Here is a 16,610-nt window from a genome sequence, read left to right as displayed (position 1 = left end):
GCGTCTCATTATTTTCTAAAGTCATCTAAAAAATCCTTTTGAAAGCTTGTCGTTGGTTTTTGATCGTCTATCGTTTGGGAATCCCATGAAACGAATGTATTCTTTCCGTATTTTTCAGTTAGCTCATCAATTGTTTCATACAGTTTTTCTTTACTGGCTTCTTTTTCATAAGTGAATAAATCCAACTGTTGGATGATGGAATGCTTTTCTTCAACATCTTGAACAGTAATCCCCAATAACCGAATCGGCTCCAAGTTCCAATGCTTTTGTAATAATTCATGGGCTACCATCATAATATCCTCTTTTGTTTCAATATAGTCTCCTAGTTTTTTGCTGCGCGTAATCGTTTTTCGATCATGGAAACGGATCATTAACTGAACACTTCTGCCTACTGCTTGTTTTCGTTTCATCCGTTTTTCTACATTTTCACTAAGTTGTTGGATAAGTGAATGCAGTTCTCTCTCATCCGTCGTATCAAATGGAAGCGTCTTGGAATTGCCGATACTCTTAAATTCATAGACAGCATCAGGGTCTACAGGGCTAGTATCAATACCGTTTGCTTTATTCCGTAACCGTTCTCCATTGATCCCTAGCACCTGTTTTAATGAATATACATCTTTCCTTGCTAAATCACCAATTGTATTTATGTCAATACCTTTCAACTTTGTTGCCGTTTTCTCTCCTACGCCATACATCTCATGAATAGGTAAGGGCCATAGTTTTGAAGAAATTTCTCGCTTTCTTAGGATCGTTATTCCCTGTGGTTTTTTCATATCTGAAGCCATTTTAGCTAAAAATTTATTCGGTGCAATCCCAATACTGCATGGCAAATCAAGCTCTTGCAGTATCCTCTCTTGCAGTTGGACAGCTGTTTTAATTGGGTCTCCTCCACTTTCGGTAATATCCATATAGCCTTCATCGATCGAAACAGGTTGAACAAATGGAGTAATATCCGATAGCATCTTAAATATTTCTCTTGAAGCTGCACGATATCTATCAAAATTGGGACGCATAACAATTAACTCAGGGCATCGTTTTTTTGCTTCCCAGAGGTTCATTGTTGTTTTTACACCCTTCGATCTTGCCTCATAACTACTGGTTACGACAATACCTCTTCTTTCTTCGGGATTACCAGCAATTGCTAGTGGCTTCCCTTTCAGTTCTGGATTATAGGCCATTTCAACCGAAGCATAGAAACAGTTCATATCAATATGAAAGATGACTCTTCGCCTACTAACACGGTCTTTCATAATTATACCCCTTTATAAACTAGATAGCTTCGTATTTATTATAACATACAAACAGATAAAAACCCTCTAAGCACTATGCTTAAAGGGTTTCATGAATCCTATTTAGCTGATTCCTGAATAATCGCAGTTACTAATTCCGTAACCTTCACTAAATCTTCTACTTTAATTCGCTCATTCGTTGTATGGATCTCTTCATAACCCACAGCTAAATTAACCGTAGGTATGCCATGGCCAGAAATAACATTTGCGTCACTACCTCCACCGCTTTGTAATAACTTACTTTCTCTACCTATGGTTTTGGCAGCACTACTAGCTACTTCAACGACCTTATCTCCAGCTTGTTGTTTAAAACCTGGATACATCACTTTGATTTCAACTTCTGCAGATCCACCAAGTTCTTGTGCAGTGGTTTCAAATGCTTCTTTCATTTTAGCAACTTGCATTTCCATCTTTTCTGGTACTAAAGATCGAGCTTCCGCCAAAATCTCCACATGATCCACAACAATATTTGTTTGCTTTCCTCCTTCAAAACGTCCAATGTTCGCAGTCGTTTCTTCATCAATTCTTCCTAACGGCATTTTAGCAATTGCCTTTGCTGCTAAGGTAATTGCTGATACTCCTTTTTCTGGAGCTACACCGGCGTGAGCTGTTTTTCCTTTAATGATTGCATGCACTTTCGCTTGCGTAGGTGCAGCAACAATAATATCTCCAACATCTCCGTTACTATCTAAAGCATAGCCATATTTCGCATTTAACATAGAAGCTTCTAAAGCTTTAGCTCCCACTAAACCGGATTCTTCACCAGCAGTGATAATAAACTGAATATCTCCATGTTCCAGATTATTCTCCTTCACAGTTCGAATTGTTTCCAAGATTGCCGCCAACCCAGCTTTATCATCTGAACCTAAAATAGTAGTGCCATCAGATTGAATATAGCCATCTTTTATCATCGGTTTAATCGATTGTCCCGGTACGACAGTATCCATATGAGAAGTGAAATAAATTGGCTCAACACCTTCTTTATTTCCTTGCCAATTACAAATCAAGTTTCCAGCGCCATGACCGGTTATCGCTTTACTGTCATCTTCTATCACTTCAAGCCCTAGTTCAGAAAACTTCTGCTTCAGTAATTTTGCAATTTCTGATTCATTTCCTGTTTCTGAATCCACTTTAACTAACTCAAAGAATTCATCTACGAGTCTTTGTTCATTAATTTGTACCATTTTAATCCTCCTAAATTCTAGTTCGTTCTCATAATGGGATATTACCATGTTTTTTAAACGGGCGATTTTCTTGTTTATTTGCTAACATATCAAGTGCTTCAATTAACTTGCTCCTTGTCTCACGCGGATCAATAATATCATCAATCATCCCTAAACTTGCAGCTTCATATGGATTGGTGAAACGTTCTTGGTATGTATGCATTTTTTCCTGTTTCAATTGATCAGGGTTCTCACTCTTAGCTAACTCTTCTGCAAATAAGACATTGATCGCACCTTCTGCTCCCATCACAGCTATTTCAGCATTCGGCCAAGCATAAACAATATCTGCCCCAATTGATTTACTATTTAATGCCACATACGCTCCACCATATGCTTTCCTTAATATGACTGTTATTTTGGGCACGGTAGCTTCAGCATAAGCATAAAGTATTTTTGCACCGTGTCGAATTATTCCTGAATGTTCTTGTTTTACTCCAGGGATAAAACCTGTTACATCTTCCAATGTTAACAAAGGGATTTGAAAAGCATCACAAAAACGGATAAATCGAGCAGCTTTATCACTTGAATGTATGTCTAGACCTCCTGCCAAATACTTCGGTTGATTACATACTAGTCCAACTGACTTACCATTTAGTCGCGCAAACCCGATAACTATATTTTTAGCAAAATAGGGTTGCACTTCCAACAAGCTATCCTTGTCAATAATATGATGGAGCACGTCCTTTACATTATAAGGAATTCTACTGTTAACGGGCACTATATCTATTAAATCATTTTCTCTTTTCTTTTCATAATCATTTGCAGTTTCTTGCGGCTTTTCTTTACAATTCGATGGGAGGTATTGTAAAAGCTGTTTAACTAACTTCAAAGCATCTATTTCCGTTTTTGCTTGGAAATGGGCATTGCCGCTTTGGGAATTATGAATGGCTGCTCCACCCAATGCTTCAACAGAGATTTGTTCGCCTGTTACAGTCTCAATAATCTTTGGACCGGTAATAAACATTTGTGATGTTTCCTCTACCATAATAATAAAATCAGTAATTGCAGGAGAATAAACGGCCCCACCAGCACTTGGACCTAGAATTACAGATATTTGTGGTATCACACCAGAGTATAGGACATTCCGATAGAATACTTGCCCGTATCCATCTAATGCAGATACTCCTTCGTGAATACGTGCTCCACCTGAATCAATTAACCCAATAAATGGCATACCGTTTTTCGCTGCTAAATCCATCGCATTTGCAATTTTCTTACCATGCATTTCACCAAGCGCTCCACCGTATACAGTAAAATCTTGCGAAAATAAATAAACTGGTATCCCCTTTATTTTACCATAACCAGTTACAACACCTTCTCCATTTGCTTCTTTGTTAGGGGAACGTTGCATCATAAAAGGATTTAGTTCTACAAATGTATCCGTATCGACTAATTCACGAATACGCTCTCTAGCTGTTTGTTTCCCTTTTTGATGTTGAGTAGCAATTCTTTTTTCACCTCCGCCTAATTCTAGATGACGTCTCTTTTCATAAAGTTCTGTAATTTTATCATACATATCCATTAGCTTCACCCTTTTCACAAAGCTCTACAAGTACACCGTTTGAAGACGCTGGATGGATAAAAGCAACCTTTGTATTACGAGCTCCAAATCGAGGGTGGTCATCAATTAACTGAATGCCCTGTTGATGCAGAGAAGTTAATTGTGAGGAAATATCGTTTACAGTAAATGCAATATGATGAATCCCTTCCCCATATTTTTCAATATAAGTATAAATTGGAGAGCTTTCATTTAAGGCATGCAACAATTCAATTTGCATTGTTCCATGTTGAAGGAGTACAATTTTCACACCCTCTGTTAAAATCGTTTCTGTAGTAATAATATGTAAACCTAAGCGATCGACGTAAAAAGAAAGAGCTAGATCTAAATCCTTTACCGCTATTCCTATATGAGACAATTCATTTGTTGTTGAATGTGTAAAATCTTTCATGTTTTTCCCCCTAATCGGTTTATAGTTACATCCTATTTTTGTCGGACTAGGCACAGAACAACAATTAAGGCTAGTACTTGTCCAATTTTCGATTTCACTGTAAAATGTGGATATAGGATACGGTAATAAAGGGGGACTTTTGTATGGCAAAAAAGTCAAAACGAGAACGTACAACAAAATTAATTGTCTACATTATGATAATTGCGATGCTCCTATCTACATTAACTGCTGGTTTAGCTATGTTTATTTAAATAATTAATTGCAATGTGATGTATATGAAAACGTAGCATAAAAAAAGACTAGACTTTACGTAAAAGTCCAGTCTTTTTATTTTGTTAATTTTTTTCTTATATTTATATCACTTTCTTTATATCTCTTTTTTAAAAGTAGATAATCTTCTATATCATGTAATAATCTAAATAAATTCGCCCTTGTTTCAAATTCTTCTCGTGAACAAGGAAGATCCTCATTATCAAATTCTTTTTTTAGCTGTTCTAACTCTTCTAAGTAAATAACAGCTGTATTTCCTGGGTGAACAGCTTCTGACAGCCCTTCAAAAAATGCTGCTATCTTTTCAGTAATGGAATCTTTTTTTGGTAATTTTGTTACAAGGGGTAGCATCCGTTGTAGTAATTCGTATTGCCTAGACCGCATTCGGAAGTAATCACGATATGGATGCTTATTCCTTAATAGATGATTTTCTTTATCCCGCTCAACTAAATCTGCTGCTTCTTCCAATAACTGCCCGATCTTTGTAATTTCTTTACCATCCCAAACAATATTTCGATTACGTACGTATAGAGCAATCTCATACAGTACAACTTGAAAATTTTGCTCTAACTCTTTTTGTTTTGCCTTTAATTTATTATCTAAGCTTGGCATATATATATTTAATAGTAAACCTGTTCCTATCCCTATTACAATGAGTAAAAATTGATCTACTAAAAAGGCATAATCTAAATATTGAGCGCTGTATAAGTTTAGAATGATGACAGAGCTTGTTGCAATACCTTGGGTAATATTTAAGAATACCGTTACTGGAATGAATACCATTAGTAAGACCCCAACAACCGCAGGATGGTACCCAATATAATGAAAGAATACAATAGATAACATACTAGCAATGATGCATGCTAAAAAGCGATTCCAAGCACTGAGAAACGATTGTTTTCTTGATGGCTGGATACATAATATGGTTAAAATACCTGCTGAAACAAAATTTGATAGTCCCAATAATTGAGCAATCCAAATCGCAATAGGTGTGCCTATCGCAGTTTTGATTGTTCGATAACCTATCTTCACGCTCTATTCTCCTTTATGCTGCTCAATTATCCTTAAAAATAAGTTGAAAGCTAAAACTTCGAAAAAATAAGGCTGACCTACGATAACATAGAGACAGCCCCATATACGAATTACCCAGATTTATACTTCTTTACAATGTTGATCAAAAATAGCTTGAAGCTTGCCGATTACATCCATCGCATTATGCCCTTCAATATCATGACGTTCTAGCATTGTAACGATTTTACCATCTTTTAAGAAAGCGAAAGATGGTGACGATGGCGGATATCCTTCAAAATATTGTCTTGCTTTTTCAGTTGCCTCTTTATCTTGTCCCGCAAATACAGTTACAAGTTGATCCGGGCGTTTATCATAGTGAATGGCGTTTGCAGCCGCAGGTCTGGCAATCCCACCAGCACAACCACAAACAGAATTTACCATAACTAACGTCGTGCCGTCCTGAGCTAGTGCTTGATCTACATCTTCAGGAGTTGTTAATTCCTGATAACCAGCCTCTCTAATATCCTTACGCGCAGCATCTACAACATCATTCATAAATATATTAAAATCCATTCAAATCAAACCCCTTATTTTAATGTTCTCTCACCTATAGATAGGATACCAGCATCCTGCCTATATTTCAATGATATACATTTATGTGAGATAGCATTAATAATGAAATACTAATAGATGTTTATTGTATTTTCATTCATATTTTCTAAGAGCTCCTTCACACGTGCAAGGAACTGACCACATACTAATCCATCCAATATACGATGGTCAAGCGATAGTGAAAGGTTTACCATATCACGAGCTGCAAACATATCATTGACAATCATAGGACGTTTTACAATCGATTCTACCTGCAAAATCGCTGCCTGCGGATGATTAATTACCCCCATCGAATGGATCGAACCAAAGGATCCTGTATTATTTACAGTAAACGTCCCTCCTTTCATATCATCACCTGTTAGCTTTCCTGATCTAGCCTTCATAGCTAATTCATGAATTTGCTTAGCAATTCCTTTTATACTTTTATCATCCGCATGATGAATAACTGGTACAAATAATTCTTGATCCTTAGCTACAGCAATCGAAAGGTTGATATCTTTACGTTGAATGATTTTATCTTCTGCCCACGTACTATTTAGTTGTGGAAACTCTTTTAAAGCTTGAGCAACAGCTTTTACAAAGAAAGCAAAGAACGTAAGCCCGTACCCTTCCTTTTGTTTAAATGAATCCTTGATTTGATTCCTGTAAGTAACAAGATCCGTTACATCTACTTCAACAGTCATCCAGGCATGTGGAATTTCTTGTTTAGAACGTACCATATTCTGAGCAATTGCTTTACGAACGCCTGTAACGGGAATTTCAACATCTCCAGGTTGCGACGTAGGTCCCGATTGCTTGGATGCAGCAGTTGTTGTATCTGTTTTTTTATTTTCTTCCGATGGAGATGATTCCATGGTAGTCGTTTTTTCTTTCGTCGGTTTCGTACCTGATTCGATGATCTTTTCAAGGTCCTTTCTGGTAATTCTTCCATGCTTACCTGAACCTTCTACTTGTTCTAAATCAATATCATTCTCTTGAGCGAGTCGTAATACCGCTGGTGAATAACGTTTTTTCATGGATTGATCCTTTACAGTGTCCTCTTGGACGTCTTCTAATTTTGATTCCCTCTCTTGATGTGTTTCTTTTGAAGTCTTTGCTGTATTACTTTCTTCTGTCTCGATGTAACACATTAAATCTCCAACTTGAATCGTATCGCCTTCTTGAGCTACTAGCTCTTTAATTGTTCCAGTAAATGATGATGGTACCTCAGCATTTACCTTATCAGTCATTACTTCTGCAATAGGATCGTATTTATTGATCTTATCTCCAACACGAACGAGCCATGAGCTAATCGTACCTTCTGTAACACTTTCACCTAATTGTGGCATGTTAATTTTTTCAGCAGCCATATAACAGCCCTCCTTGTATTAAAATTCCGCTAGTTCTTTCATTGCTTTTTCAACTTTATCAGGGTTAATCATAAAATATTTTTCCATGGTTGGTGCATATGGCATGGAAGGAATTTCGGGACCTGCTAATCGTTGCACTGGTGCATCAAGATCAAACAAACAATTCTCTGCAATAATTGCTGCTACTTCACCAATAATACTTCCTTCTTTATTATCTTCCGTGACTAATAGCACTTTACCCGTTTTCGTTGCAGCGTCAATAATTGCTTCCTTATCTAGTGGATACACTGTGCGTAAGTCTAAAATATGTGCGTCAATCCCTTCCTCAGCTAATTTTTCTGCTGCCTGTAGAGCAAAGTGAACACATAAGCCATACGTAATAATTGTAATATCGGAACCTTCCCTTTTTATATCTGCCTTACCAATCGGTAATACATAATCTTCTTCAGGAACTTCTCCCTTCAATAAACGATAAGCACGTTTATGTTCAAAAAATAAAACGGGATCATTATCACGAATTGACGCCTTTAATAAACCTTTAACATCATAGGGAGTAGAAGGCATTACGATTTTCAATCCTGGTTGATTCGCAAAAACAGCTTCGACGGATTGAGAATGGTACAGCGCCCCATGAACACCGCCACCGTATGGTGCACGGATCGTCATTGGTACATTCCAGTCATTGTTCGAGCGATAACGTATTTTCGCAGCTTCAGAAATAATCTGGTTGACGGCAGGCATAATAAAATCTGCAAATTGCATTTCTGCTACTGGGCGTAATCCATACATTGCCGCACCAATTCCTACCCCTGCAATGGCAGATTCGGCAAGGGGCGTATCTAATACTCTCGCCTCTCCAAACTCATCAAACAAGCCATCAGTAGCACGGAATACGCCTCCTTTTTTACCTACATCTTCTCCTAATACAAAAACATTTTCATCCCGTTGCATCTCTTCTCTTAAAGCAGCGGTTACTGCCTGAATATAAGACATTACTGGCATGACAATTCTCCCTCCTTACTCTTCATATACATATCTTAAGGCATCCTCAGGCTGTGCATAGGCTGCATTTTCAGCATAATCAGTAGCCTCATTTACTTCTTTAGCAATTTCGTCATTTACTTGTTTTTCAACGTCTTCGGATAATATATTCTCATCTTGTAAGTATTTAGCAAACGTAATCAGTGAATCTTTCTTCTTCGCTTCATCTACTTCTTTACTTTCCCGATATGTCCGATCATCATCATCACTAGAGTGAGCTGTTAATCGATAAGACACAGCCTCAATTAATGTTGGACCTTCTCCATTAATCGCTCGTTCACGAGCATTCTTTACTGCTTCGTAAACGGCTAACGGATCATTCCCATCAACCGTATAACCCGGCATTCCGTATCCTTGAGCACGGTCAGCAACTGTTTCACTTGCAATTTGCTTCTCAATCGGTACAGAAATAGCGTATTTGTTGTTTTCAACCATTGTGATCACCGGGAGTTTGTGCACTCCTGCAAAGTTCAACCCTTCATGGAAGTCTCCTTGGTTCGAGGAACCCTCACCCAAAGTAACGAGCGATACAATTGGATCTTTTCTCATTTTTGCTGCTAATGCAACACCTACAGCATGGGGTAATTGCGTTGTAACTGGTGATGAGCCGGTTAATATACGATTTTTCTTTTGACCAAAATGGCCTGGCATCTGACGACCACCTGAATTTGGGTCTTCCGCTTTTGCAAAACCTGAAAGCATTAATTCTTTTGAAGTCATACCAAATGCAAGTACCACACCCATATCACGGTAGTATGGTGCAACATAATCATGTTCTCTATCTAACGCAAAAGATGCGCCAATTTGCGCTGCTTCTTGGCCTTGACAGGAAATCACAAACGGTATCTTCCCTGCTCTATTGAGAAGCCACATTCTTTCATCGATTTTTCTAGCCAATAACATCATTTTATACATATGAAGAACCTGTTCATCTGTTAGTCCTAATTCTTTATGACGGTTTTGTGACATGCAAATTCCCTCCTTTAAAATTATCCATGTATTTGTTTTCCATCAACGGCTAACGCTGCTTCTCCAATTACTTCTGACAATGTTGGATGAGGATGGATAGAATCAGCTATTTCCCATGGGGTTGCATCAAGCACCTTCGCTAATCCTGCTTCAGAAATCATATCAGTTACATGAGGGCCAACCATATGTATACCTAATAAATCATCTGTTTGCTTGTCTGCAATGATTTTCACAAACCCATCTGCCTCCCCATAGACAAGCGCTTTACCAACTGCCTGAAAAGGAAACTTTCCGATTTTAACATCATACCCTTGGTCTATTGCCTGTTTTTCTGTAAGACCAACACTAGCTGCTTCTGGACTAGAATAAATACATGAAGGGACATGATTATAATCAATAGGCGTTGGATTTTTATCAGCCATATGCTCAACTGCAGTAATTCCTTCATGTGATGCCACATGTGCTAATTGCATGCCGCCAATTACATCTCCGATTGCGTAAATATGCGATTCCTTCGTTTGATAATAGCTATTGGTTTGAATCGAACCGTTTTCAACAATTATATCTGTATTTTCTATACCAATATTAGTGGTGTTTGGTTTTCTTCCAACTGAAACGAGCATTTTATCAGCTGCAAATTGCTGATTTTCACCATCTACCTCTGCCTCCACTGAAATTCCATTTTCTTTTTCAATTGTATCTGCTAATACTTTGGCATTTTTAACAAATGAAATTCCTTTTTTCTTTAATAATTTTTCAACTTCTTTGGCTACTTCAAGATCTTCTGTTGGAAGGATGTGATCTAAGTATTCAATTACCGTTACATCAACATCAAAGTCGGCAAGCATGGAGGCCCATTCTATTCCAATAACTCCGCCCCCGACAATAATAATTGATTCAGGTAATGCCGTCATTTTTAAAGCATCGTCGGAGGTCATAATATATTCATGGTCGATTTCCAACCCAGGTAATGTTTTTGGAGAAGAACCTGTAGCTATAAGAACATTCTTAGGGATAAGCATAGTGTTTTCCTCCCCGTTTGAATATTCAATTGAAATTGTACCAGGCATAGGCGAAAAGATACTAGGACCTAAAATGCGACCAAAACCATGATATATCTCGATCTTTCCTTTTTTCATTAATCCTTGTACACCTTGATGCAGCTTTGTTATAATGGAATGCTTACGTTCTTGTACTTTGCTAAAATTAACAGCAGTCGCCTTCGTTTCAATACCGAATTCATTAGCGCTTTTTGTTTGTTTATATACTTCAGCACTTCGTAATAATGCTTTCGAAGGTATACAGCCACGATGTAAACATGTACCACCTAGTTCTGCTTTTTCTACAATAGCTACACTCATACCGAGTTGCGATGCTCTAATAGCAGCAACATAGCCACCCGTTCCCCCACCAAGTATTACTAAATCAAATTCCTTAGCCATTTCTTACACTCCTTTGCCAATTAACGTATTAGGGTATGTTTTGGGAACTTCTTCATCTCGCAAAATACGCAATACTCCTTCATTTAAGGCTTTTAATTCATCTTCACCTGGATAAACAACCGTATCTGCAATCCAATCAATTCGTTTAATAATCATATCTGTAAATTCTTTTCCATAGGCTAACCCACCAGTTAGGACAATAACATCAACTTTACCTGAAAGTACTGCACTAGCCGATCCTATTTCCTTAGCAATTTGATATGCCATCGCTTCATAAATTGCTTTTGCACGATTATCGCCTGCAGCAATTCGTTTTTCTACTTCTCTGGCATCGCTCGTTTCTAAATACCCCATTAATCCACCATGACCCACGACCATTTTCATGATTTCTTCGCGAAAATATTCACCAGAAAAACATAAATCAATTAAATCCCCAGCCGGAACAGTTCCAGCTCTTTCTGGGGAAAAAGGGCCTTCTCCATGTAAACCGTTATTTACATCGATTACTTTGCCTTGTTTGTGTGCACCAACAGAAATTCCGCCACCCATATGTGCCACAATTAAATTCATATGTTCATACTTTTGTTGAAGGTCTGTAGCAACTTTTCTAGCAACTGCTTTTTGATTAAGCGCATGAAAAATACTCTTTCTTGGTATTTTGGCAAATCCTGAATAGCGAGCAATGTCATCTAATTCATCAACAACGACTGGATCAACGATATATGCAGGTATATTTAATCCAGTAGCTATTTCATTCGCAATAATTCCACCTAAATTTGAGGCATGTTCCCCATTATACCCGATTTTTAAGTCAGAAAGCATCTGTTCATTTACTTGATACGTACCGCCTTGAATTGCTTGTAACAATCCGCCTCTTCCACAAACTGCACTTAGCTTTGAAATATTGATCCCTTCGTAATCAAGTTGTTCCAAAATGATTCGCTTGCGATACGCATATTGTTCAATAATGGTAGAAAATTGATCTAAATCATCTGGATGATGTCGGATCGTTTTCTCAAAAATACAGGAATCATTATCAAAAACACCAATTTTGGTTGAAGTAGAGCCTGGATTAATGATTAGATTTCTAAATTGATCTTGCAATAACATTACCTCCAATATCTAGTTGTACCTTAACGTCTGCTTAAAATATGATGTCCATTAAGTAGGAACTGACTTCTAGAATTTCTTTCGGATTCGATCCGCTCTTCAGCCATTCGATCCGCTGCTACATACGTAGGAATATTATCCCGATTAGATATTTCGAATACTTTTTGTAAGCTGTCGTAAATCGTTTCTACTTTTTTCATCGCTCTATCCCGATTGTAGCCTTGTAATTCATCCGCTACATTGATAACACCACCGGAATTAATGACGTAATCTGGAGCATACACAATACCTTTCTCGTGAATAATGTCACCATGTTTGGTTGATTTCAATTGATTATTTGCAGAACCGGCAATTACCTTCGCCTTTATTCTCGGAATTGTATCATCGTTAATGGTAGCTCCCAAAGCACATGGAGCATATATATCACAATCCACATCATAGATATCCTCAGGTTCAACTGCTTGTGCATCAAATGCAGTTACCGCCTTTTCAACTGCATCTTTATTAATGTCCGTTACAATTAACTTGGCACCTTCTTCATGTAAAAACTCACATAGCGCATAGGCTACGTTTCCAATTCCTTGTACTGCAACGGTTTTACCTTCTAAAGAATCATCTCCATAGGCTGCTTTAGCGGCAGCTTTCATCCCTTTATAAACTCCGTAAGCAGTCACTGGTGAAGGATTACCTGAAGAGCCTGATTCGGGAGAAATCCCTGTAACAAAGTCCGTTTCCATATGAATAAGATCCATATCATGTACAGTTGTTCCAACATCTTCTGCAGTAATATATCTACCATTTAAACCTTGTATATATCTACCGAAAGCCCGAAACATTTCTGGACTTTTATCTTTTTTGGGATCACCGATAATGACCGTTTTTCCTCCGCCTAAGTTTAAACCAGCTGCAGCATTTTTATAGGTCATACCCTTAGCTAGTCGTAAAGCATCTTCAATTGCTTCTTCCTCCGTTTTATATGTCCACATTCTTGTCCCGCCTAGCGCAGGCCCTAGAGTAGTATCGTGAATTGCGATAATCGCCTTTAATCCAGAATTCTTATCTTGACAAAAAACCAATTGTTCATAATCATACTCTTCCATATAACTAAATAGTTGCATTATTAATTCCTCCTAGAATGATTTCGATGAGACAAGGGCTAATGAAATAGAATACAGTTTGTTTTCAGCTGTATCTGCCCTCGATGTTAAAATGATTGGTACCTTAGCACCGCTAATGACTGCAGCAACTTTTGCTTGTGCATAATAAACAAATGATTTATATAAGGCATTCCCCGCTTCAATAGACGATGCAAGTAAGATATCCGCATGACCCGCTACCTCTGAATCGATTCCTTTTTGGTTTGCTGCTGTTATTGAAACAGCATTGTCAAATGCTAGTGGCCCATCAATGATACATCCTTTTATTTGATTTCTTCGCTGCATTTGTGTAAGTACGGCTGCATCTATCGTTGAAGGCATAGCTTGATTCACAACTTCTACCGGCGTTATTGCTGCAACCTTAGGCACTTCAACACCAATACCTTGTGCAATTTGAACTGCATTGTTTATTATTTCTGCTTTTTGCTGCAAATCAGGAGCAATATTCATTGCAGCATCTGTAAGAAAAATCAAGCGTTCTTGATTTGGGATTTCAAACAGTGCGACATGAGACAAGATTTTCCCTGTTCGCAAGCCATATTCTTTATTTAATGCTGCTTTTAAAATATTCTTTGTAGCGATATCGCCTTTCATGAGAATATCTGCTTCTTTACTCGAAACGGATCTAACTGCAGCAACTGCAGCTTCGTCAATTTGTTCTGTGTGTTCGATTATGAGTTCCTCGGATGGCCATTGATCCATGACAAACCCTAATTCAGCTGCATCCTTTTCCATTTTATTCTTATCTCCGAATAATTTAAATCGACATAAACCATCCTCAAGAGCCATTTTCACTGCTTGAAGAATTCCTGTATCAGCAGCATTCGCAATTGCAATCATTTGTTTTCTTTCTTGCTTTGTTTTATCTTTTAATTCGTTTAATGTTTTTATTGTTCCCATATCGGCCTCCTTAGCTCCCATTCTTACTATGCAAAAATCATGCCAAAATAAACTTATTGAAAACGCTTCATTTATTAAATGTTTATCCTGCATATCTTTGCGGGTATCGCAAATTATTGCATGCTATTTTTTTCAATTTCGTATTTATCCATTTTATAATACAAACTTCGAATAGATATATTCAGATCTTTGGCAGTCTTCGTTTTATTATAATTATTGCTCTTGTATATACGCTTAATATATTGTTTTTCATAGTTCTCAACAGCAGTCTGTAAGGAATTATTTTGTTCTGTCATTTGTACCATCTCTTTTTCATTCGATTTCCCTAAAAGATTTGGCAAATGTTTCTGTTTTATAACTTCTTCGTTCATATCCATATAAATCATTGCCCGTCCAAGAATATTCTCTAATTCCCGAATGTTCCCCGGCCAATGATAATGTTTTAAAACATCAAGTACTTCATTTGAAATAGAATGAACATTTCTTCCATAATCTTGATTTATCTTCAATATAATATGATCAGCTAATAGAGGTAAGTCAGACAATCTTTCCTGTAAAGTAGGAATAAAGATAGGCAATCGATTCAAACGATAGTATAAATCTTCTCTAAACGTTTTAGCCATTATCGCTTTTTCCAAATTGATATTTGTTGCAGTGATGATTCTTACATTTATGGCAATAGGCTCGGTTCCACCAACTCGTACTATTTCATTTTCTTGCAGTACTCTTAGTAGTTTAGCTTGCATATTTAACGATAATTCGCCTATTTCATCCAGAAATATACTGCCGAAATTTGCTTCCTCAAAGAGCCCCTTCTTTCCACCAGCTTTAGCACCTGAAAAAGCCCCCTCTTCATAACCAAATAACTCGCTCTCTAAAATGGATTCCGCGATAGCTGCACAGTTTACTCGGATAAATTTATGATGTTTACGATCGCTTTCATTATGTATGGCATGTGCAAACAATTCTTTTCCAGTACCTGATTCACCTCTCAGAAGTACCGTGGCTGGTGTTTTTGCACCAACCTTTGCTTGCTCAAGAGCTAATTTCATTTCCGTAGAATTACCAATAATGTCATCAAACGTATACTTTGCTTCCAAATTACGAATAATTTGTCTTGCCCGTTTTAATTCACTCGTTAATGCTTGTATTTCAGAAATATCATGAAGTACACCTACACTCCCTTTCATTTTTCCATCCACAATCACAGGAGCAACATTAACATATACCTCTTTTTTATTTGGTCCTACCTTCATCGTGGCCCCTCGTACACCGCGACGTGTTTGTAGAACTTTCAAATGCATGCTTTCTCCTTCAGAAATATCAGTAGTTGCTGGTTTTCCAATAACATCTGCTTCTTCTAGACCAGTTATCCGAGTATACGCAGGATTTATCATGATTCCTAACCCATTCTCATCTGCTACACTAATTGCTTCATCAGATGAGTAAATAATTGCTTCCAGCATTGTTTTGATTTCTTTTAAATCCGTGTTTTCTTCCGCTAACTTCACGACCTCAGTAATATCCTTAAATACTGCGAAAGCACCTACCAGCAAGTCATCAGCGCTAATAATTGGAATTCGAGTCGTAATAACCTGCTTTCCATTCTCTAAAGTAAGCTTTTGATTTACCTCTTTCCTTCGATTTCGCAACACATGTGGTAATCTCGTATTCGTGATTACTTGTTCAATTGATTGACCTTCGAACTCCGGTTTTGCCTTTCCGACAATAGATTCCGCACTGTGATTAACAAAAGTTACTCTACCTTCATTATTTACGACAATCATACCATCGCGAATATTGTTTAAGATCAATTCCTGATTTCGCATTTGTAGTTTAACTTTATCCAAAAGCGCTTCTTTCTCATCTACCAATTCGGAAATAATATAAGCAACACTACCAGGGATAACGACTGTTTTCCGGTTTCTTGATTCAATTAGATGATCAAGAACAGTTTCATTCCCTGTAGCTTCTATAACAATATCTATATCCTTATTTATCCAATTTTTCCAACTATTATCAATAGGGATGTTGTATCTTTTTGCTAATTCAATACCAGGTGCATTATCTTTTGGATCAATTACCGCTACAATCTCCATGGTTTCAGTAGCATATAATATATTTAAAAGTATGCTACCACCTTTACCTGCGCCAACAATAAGCACTCGCTTCATCTCATCCCACCTTGCATAATTTTGCATACTATTATCATACGATAGCCTGCAATTGAATGCAAATTGTAACTTCATTCCTTTTTTAGAATTGTTTTGATATACTACAATGAGACA

Annotated in this window: 15 protein-coding genes; 1 reads left to right on the top strand and 14 read right to left on the bottom strand. The window is 37.4% G+C overall.

Translation table 11 applies throughout. From position 1 onward, the window contains the following. Positions 1–8: 8 nt before the first annotated feature. From BN990_RS09710 to mce, 4 genes are all read right to left on the bottom strand, one after another. Positions 9–1,250 carry a DNA polymerase IV gene (locus tag BN990_RS09710; protein ID WP_021291186.1) on the bottom strand — a complete coding sequence of 414 codons (1,242 nt, stop codon included), beginning with the start codon at positions 1,248–1,250 and terminating at the stop codon, positions 9–11. 98 nt (positions 1,251–1,348) lie between these two features. Further along, positions 1,349–2,473 (bottom strand): M20/M25/M40 family metallo-hydrolase, encoded by a 1,125-nt coding sequence (locus tag BN990_RS09705; RefSeq protein WP_021291185.1) that lies wholly within the window; start codon positions 2,471–2,473, stop codon positions 1,349–1,351. Positions 2,474–2,501: 28 nt separating this feature from the next. Beyond that, positions 2,502–4,034, bottom strand: coding sequence for an acyl-CoA carboxylase subunit beta (locus BN990_RS09700; protein ID WP_038243832.1), 1,533 nt, complete (start codon positions 4,032–4,034; stop codon positions 2,502–2,504). Further along, complete coding sequence (gene mce, locus BN990_RS09695; protein ID WP_021291183.1) at positions 4,021–4,461, bottom strand: methylmalonyl-CoA epimerase; 441 nt, start codon at positions 4,459–4,461, stop codon at positions 4,021–4,023. Before mce ends, BN990_RS09700 begins: the two co-directional genes overlap by 14 nt. Before the next feature lie 143 nt (positions 4,462–4,604). Between mce and prli42 the strand changes: the two genes are divergently transcribed. After that, entirely contained in the window at positions 4,605–4,712 is a 108-nt protein-coding gene (gene prli42, locus BN990_RS22230; protein WP_021291182.1) for a stressosome-associated protein Prli42, read from the top strand. 76 nt (positions 4,713–4,788) lie between these two features. Here prli42 and BN990_RS09690 read toward each other — a convergent pair whose 3' ends face one another. From BN990_RS09690 to BN990_RS09645, 10 genes are all read right to left on the bottom strand, one after another. After that, positions 4,789–5,763, bottom strand: coding sequence for an aromatic acid exporter family protein (locus BN990_RS09690; protein ID WP_021291181.1), 975 nt, complete (start codon positions 5,761–5,763; stop codon positions 4,789–4,791). Between the two features lie 120 nt (positions 5,764–5,883). Next, positions 5,884–6,315: a BrxA/BrxB family bacilliredoxin gene (locus BN990_RS09685; RefSeq protein WP_021291180.1), complete on the bottom strand. Its 432-nt coding sequence runs from the start codon at positions 6,313–6,315 to the stop codon at positions 5,884–5,886. A gap of 110 nt (positions 6,316–6,425) precedes the next feature. Then, complete coding sequence (locus BN990_RS09680) at positions 6,426–7,703, bottom strand: dihydrolipoamide acetyltransferase family protein (RefSeq protein WP_038243827.1); 1,278 nt, start codon at positions 7,701–7,703, stop codon at positions 6,426–6,428. An 18-nt stretch (positions 7,704–7,721) separates the two neighbouring features. Further along, the gene (locus tag BN990_RS09675; RefSeq protein WP_038243824.1) at positions 7,722–8,705 is read right to left on the bottom strand and encodes an alpha-ketoacid dehydrogenase subunit beta; all 984 of its coding nucleotides are present in this window, start codon (positions 8,703–8,705) and stop codon (positions 7,722–7,724) included. A gap of 15 nt (positions 8,706–8,720) precedes the next feature. Next, positions 8,721–9,713, bottom strand: a complete 993-nt coding sequence (locus BN990_RS09670) for a thiamine pyrophosphate-dependent dehydrogenase E1 component subunit alpha (RefSeq protein WP_021291177.1) — start codon at positions 9,711–9,713, stop codon at positions 8,721–8,723. A gap of 20 nt (positions 9,714–9,733) precedes the next feature. Further along, positions 9,734–11,155, bottom strand: coding sequence for a dihydrolipoyl dehydrogenase (gene lpdA / locus BN990_RS09665; protein WP_021291176.1), 1,422 nt, complete (start codon positions 11,153–11,155; stop codon positions 9,734–9,736). Positions 11,156–11,158: 3 nt separating this feature from the next. Beyond that, positions 11,159–12,265, bottom strand: coding sequence for a butyrate kinase (buk, locus tag BN990_RS09660; RefSeq protein ID WP_031335514.1), 1,107 nt, complete (start codon positions 12,263–12,265; stop codon positions 11,159–11,161). Between the two features lie 23 nt (positions 12,266–12,288). Further along, positions 12,289–13,383: a branched-chain amino acid dehydrogenase gene (bcd, locus tag BN990_RS09655; RefSeq protein ID WP_021291174.1), complete on the bottom strand. Its 1,095-nt coding sequence runs from the start codon at positions 13,381–13,383 to the stop codon at positions 12,289–12,291. A gap of 12 nt (positions 13,384–13,395) precedes the next feature. Further along, entirely contained in the window at positions 13,396–14,343 is a 948-nt protein-coding gene (gene yqiS, locus BN990_RS09650; RefSeq protein ID WP_074436653.1) for a phosphate butyryltransferase, read from the bottom strand. A 92-nt stretch (positions 14,344–14,435) separates the two neighbouring features. After that, positions 14,436–16,496 (bottom strand): sigma 54-interacting transcriptional regulator, encoded by a 2,061-nt coding sequence (locus tag BN990_RS09645; protein ID WP_021291172.1) that lies wholly within the window; start codon positions 16,494–16,496, stop codon positions 14,436–14,438. Between the last annotated feature and the right edge of the window lie 114 nt (positions 16,497–16,610).

Source organism: Virgibacillus salexigens (genome assembly GCF_000723585.1).
GTDB classification, from domain to species: domain Bacteria; phylum Bacillota; class Bacilli; order Bacillales; family Amphibacillaceae; genus Virgibacillus; species Virgibacillus salexigens.
The sequence above is the reverse complement of the archived record's forward strand: the minus strand, read 5'-3'. Positions and strand labels throughout refer to the sequence as shown.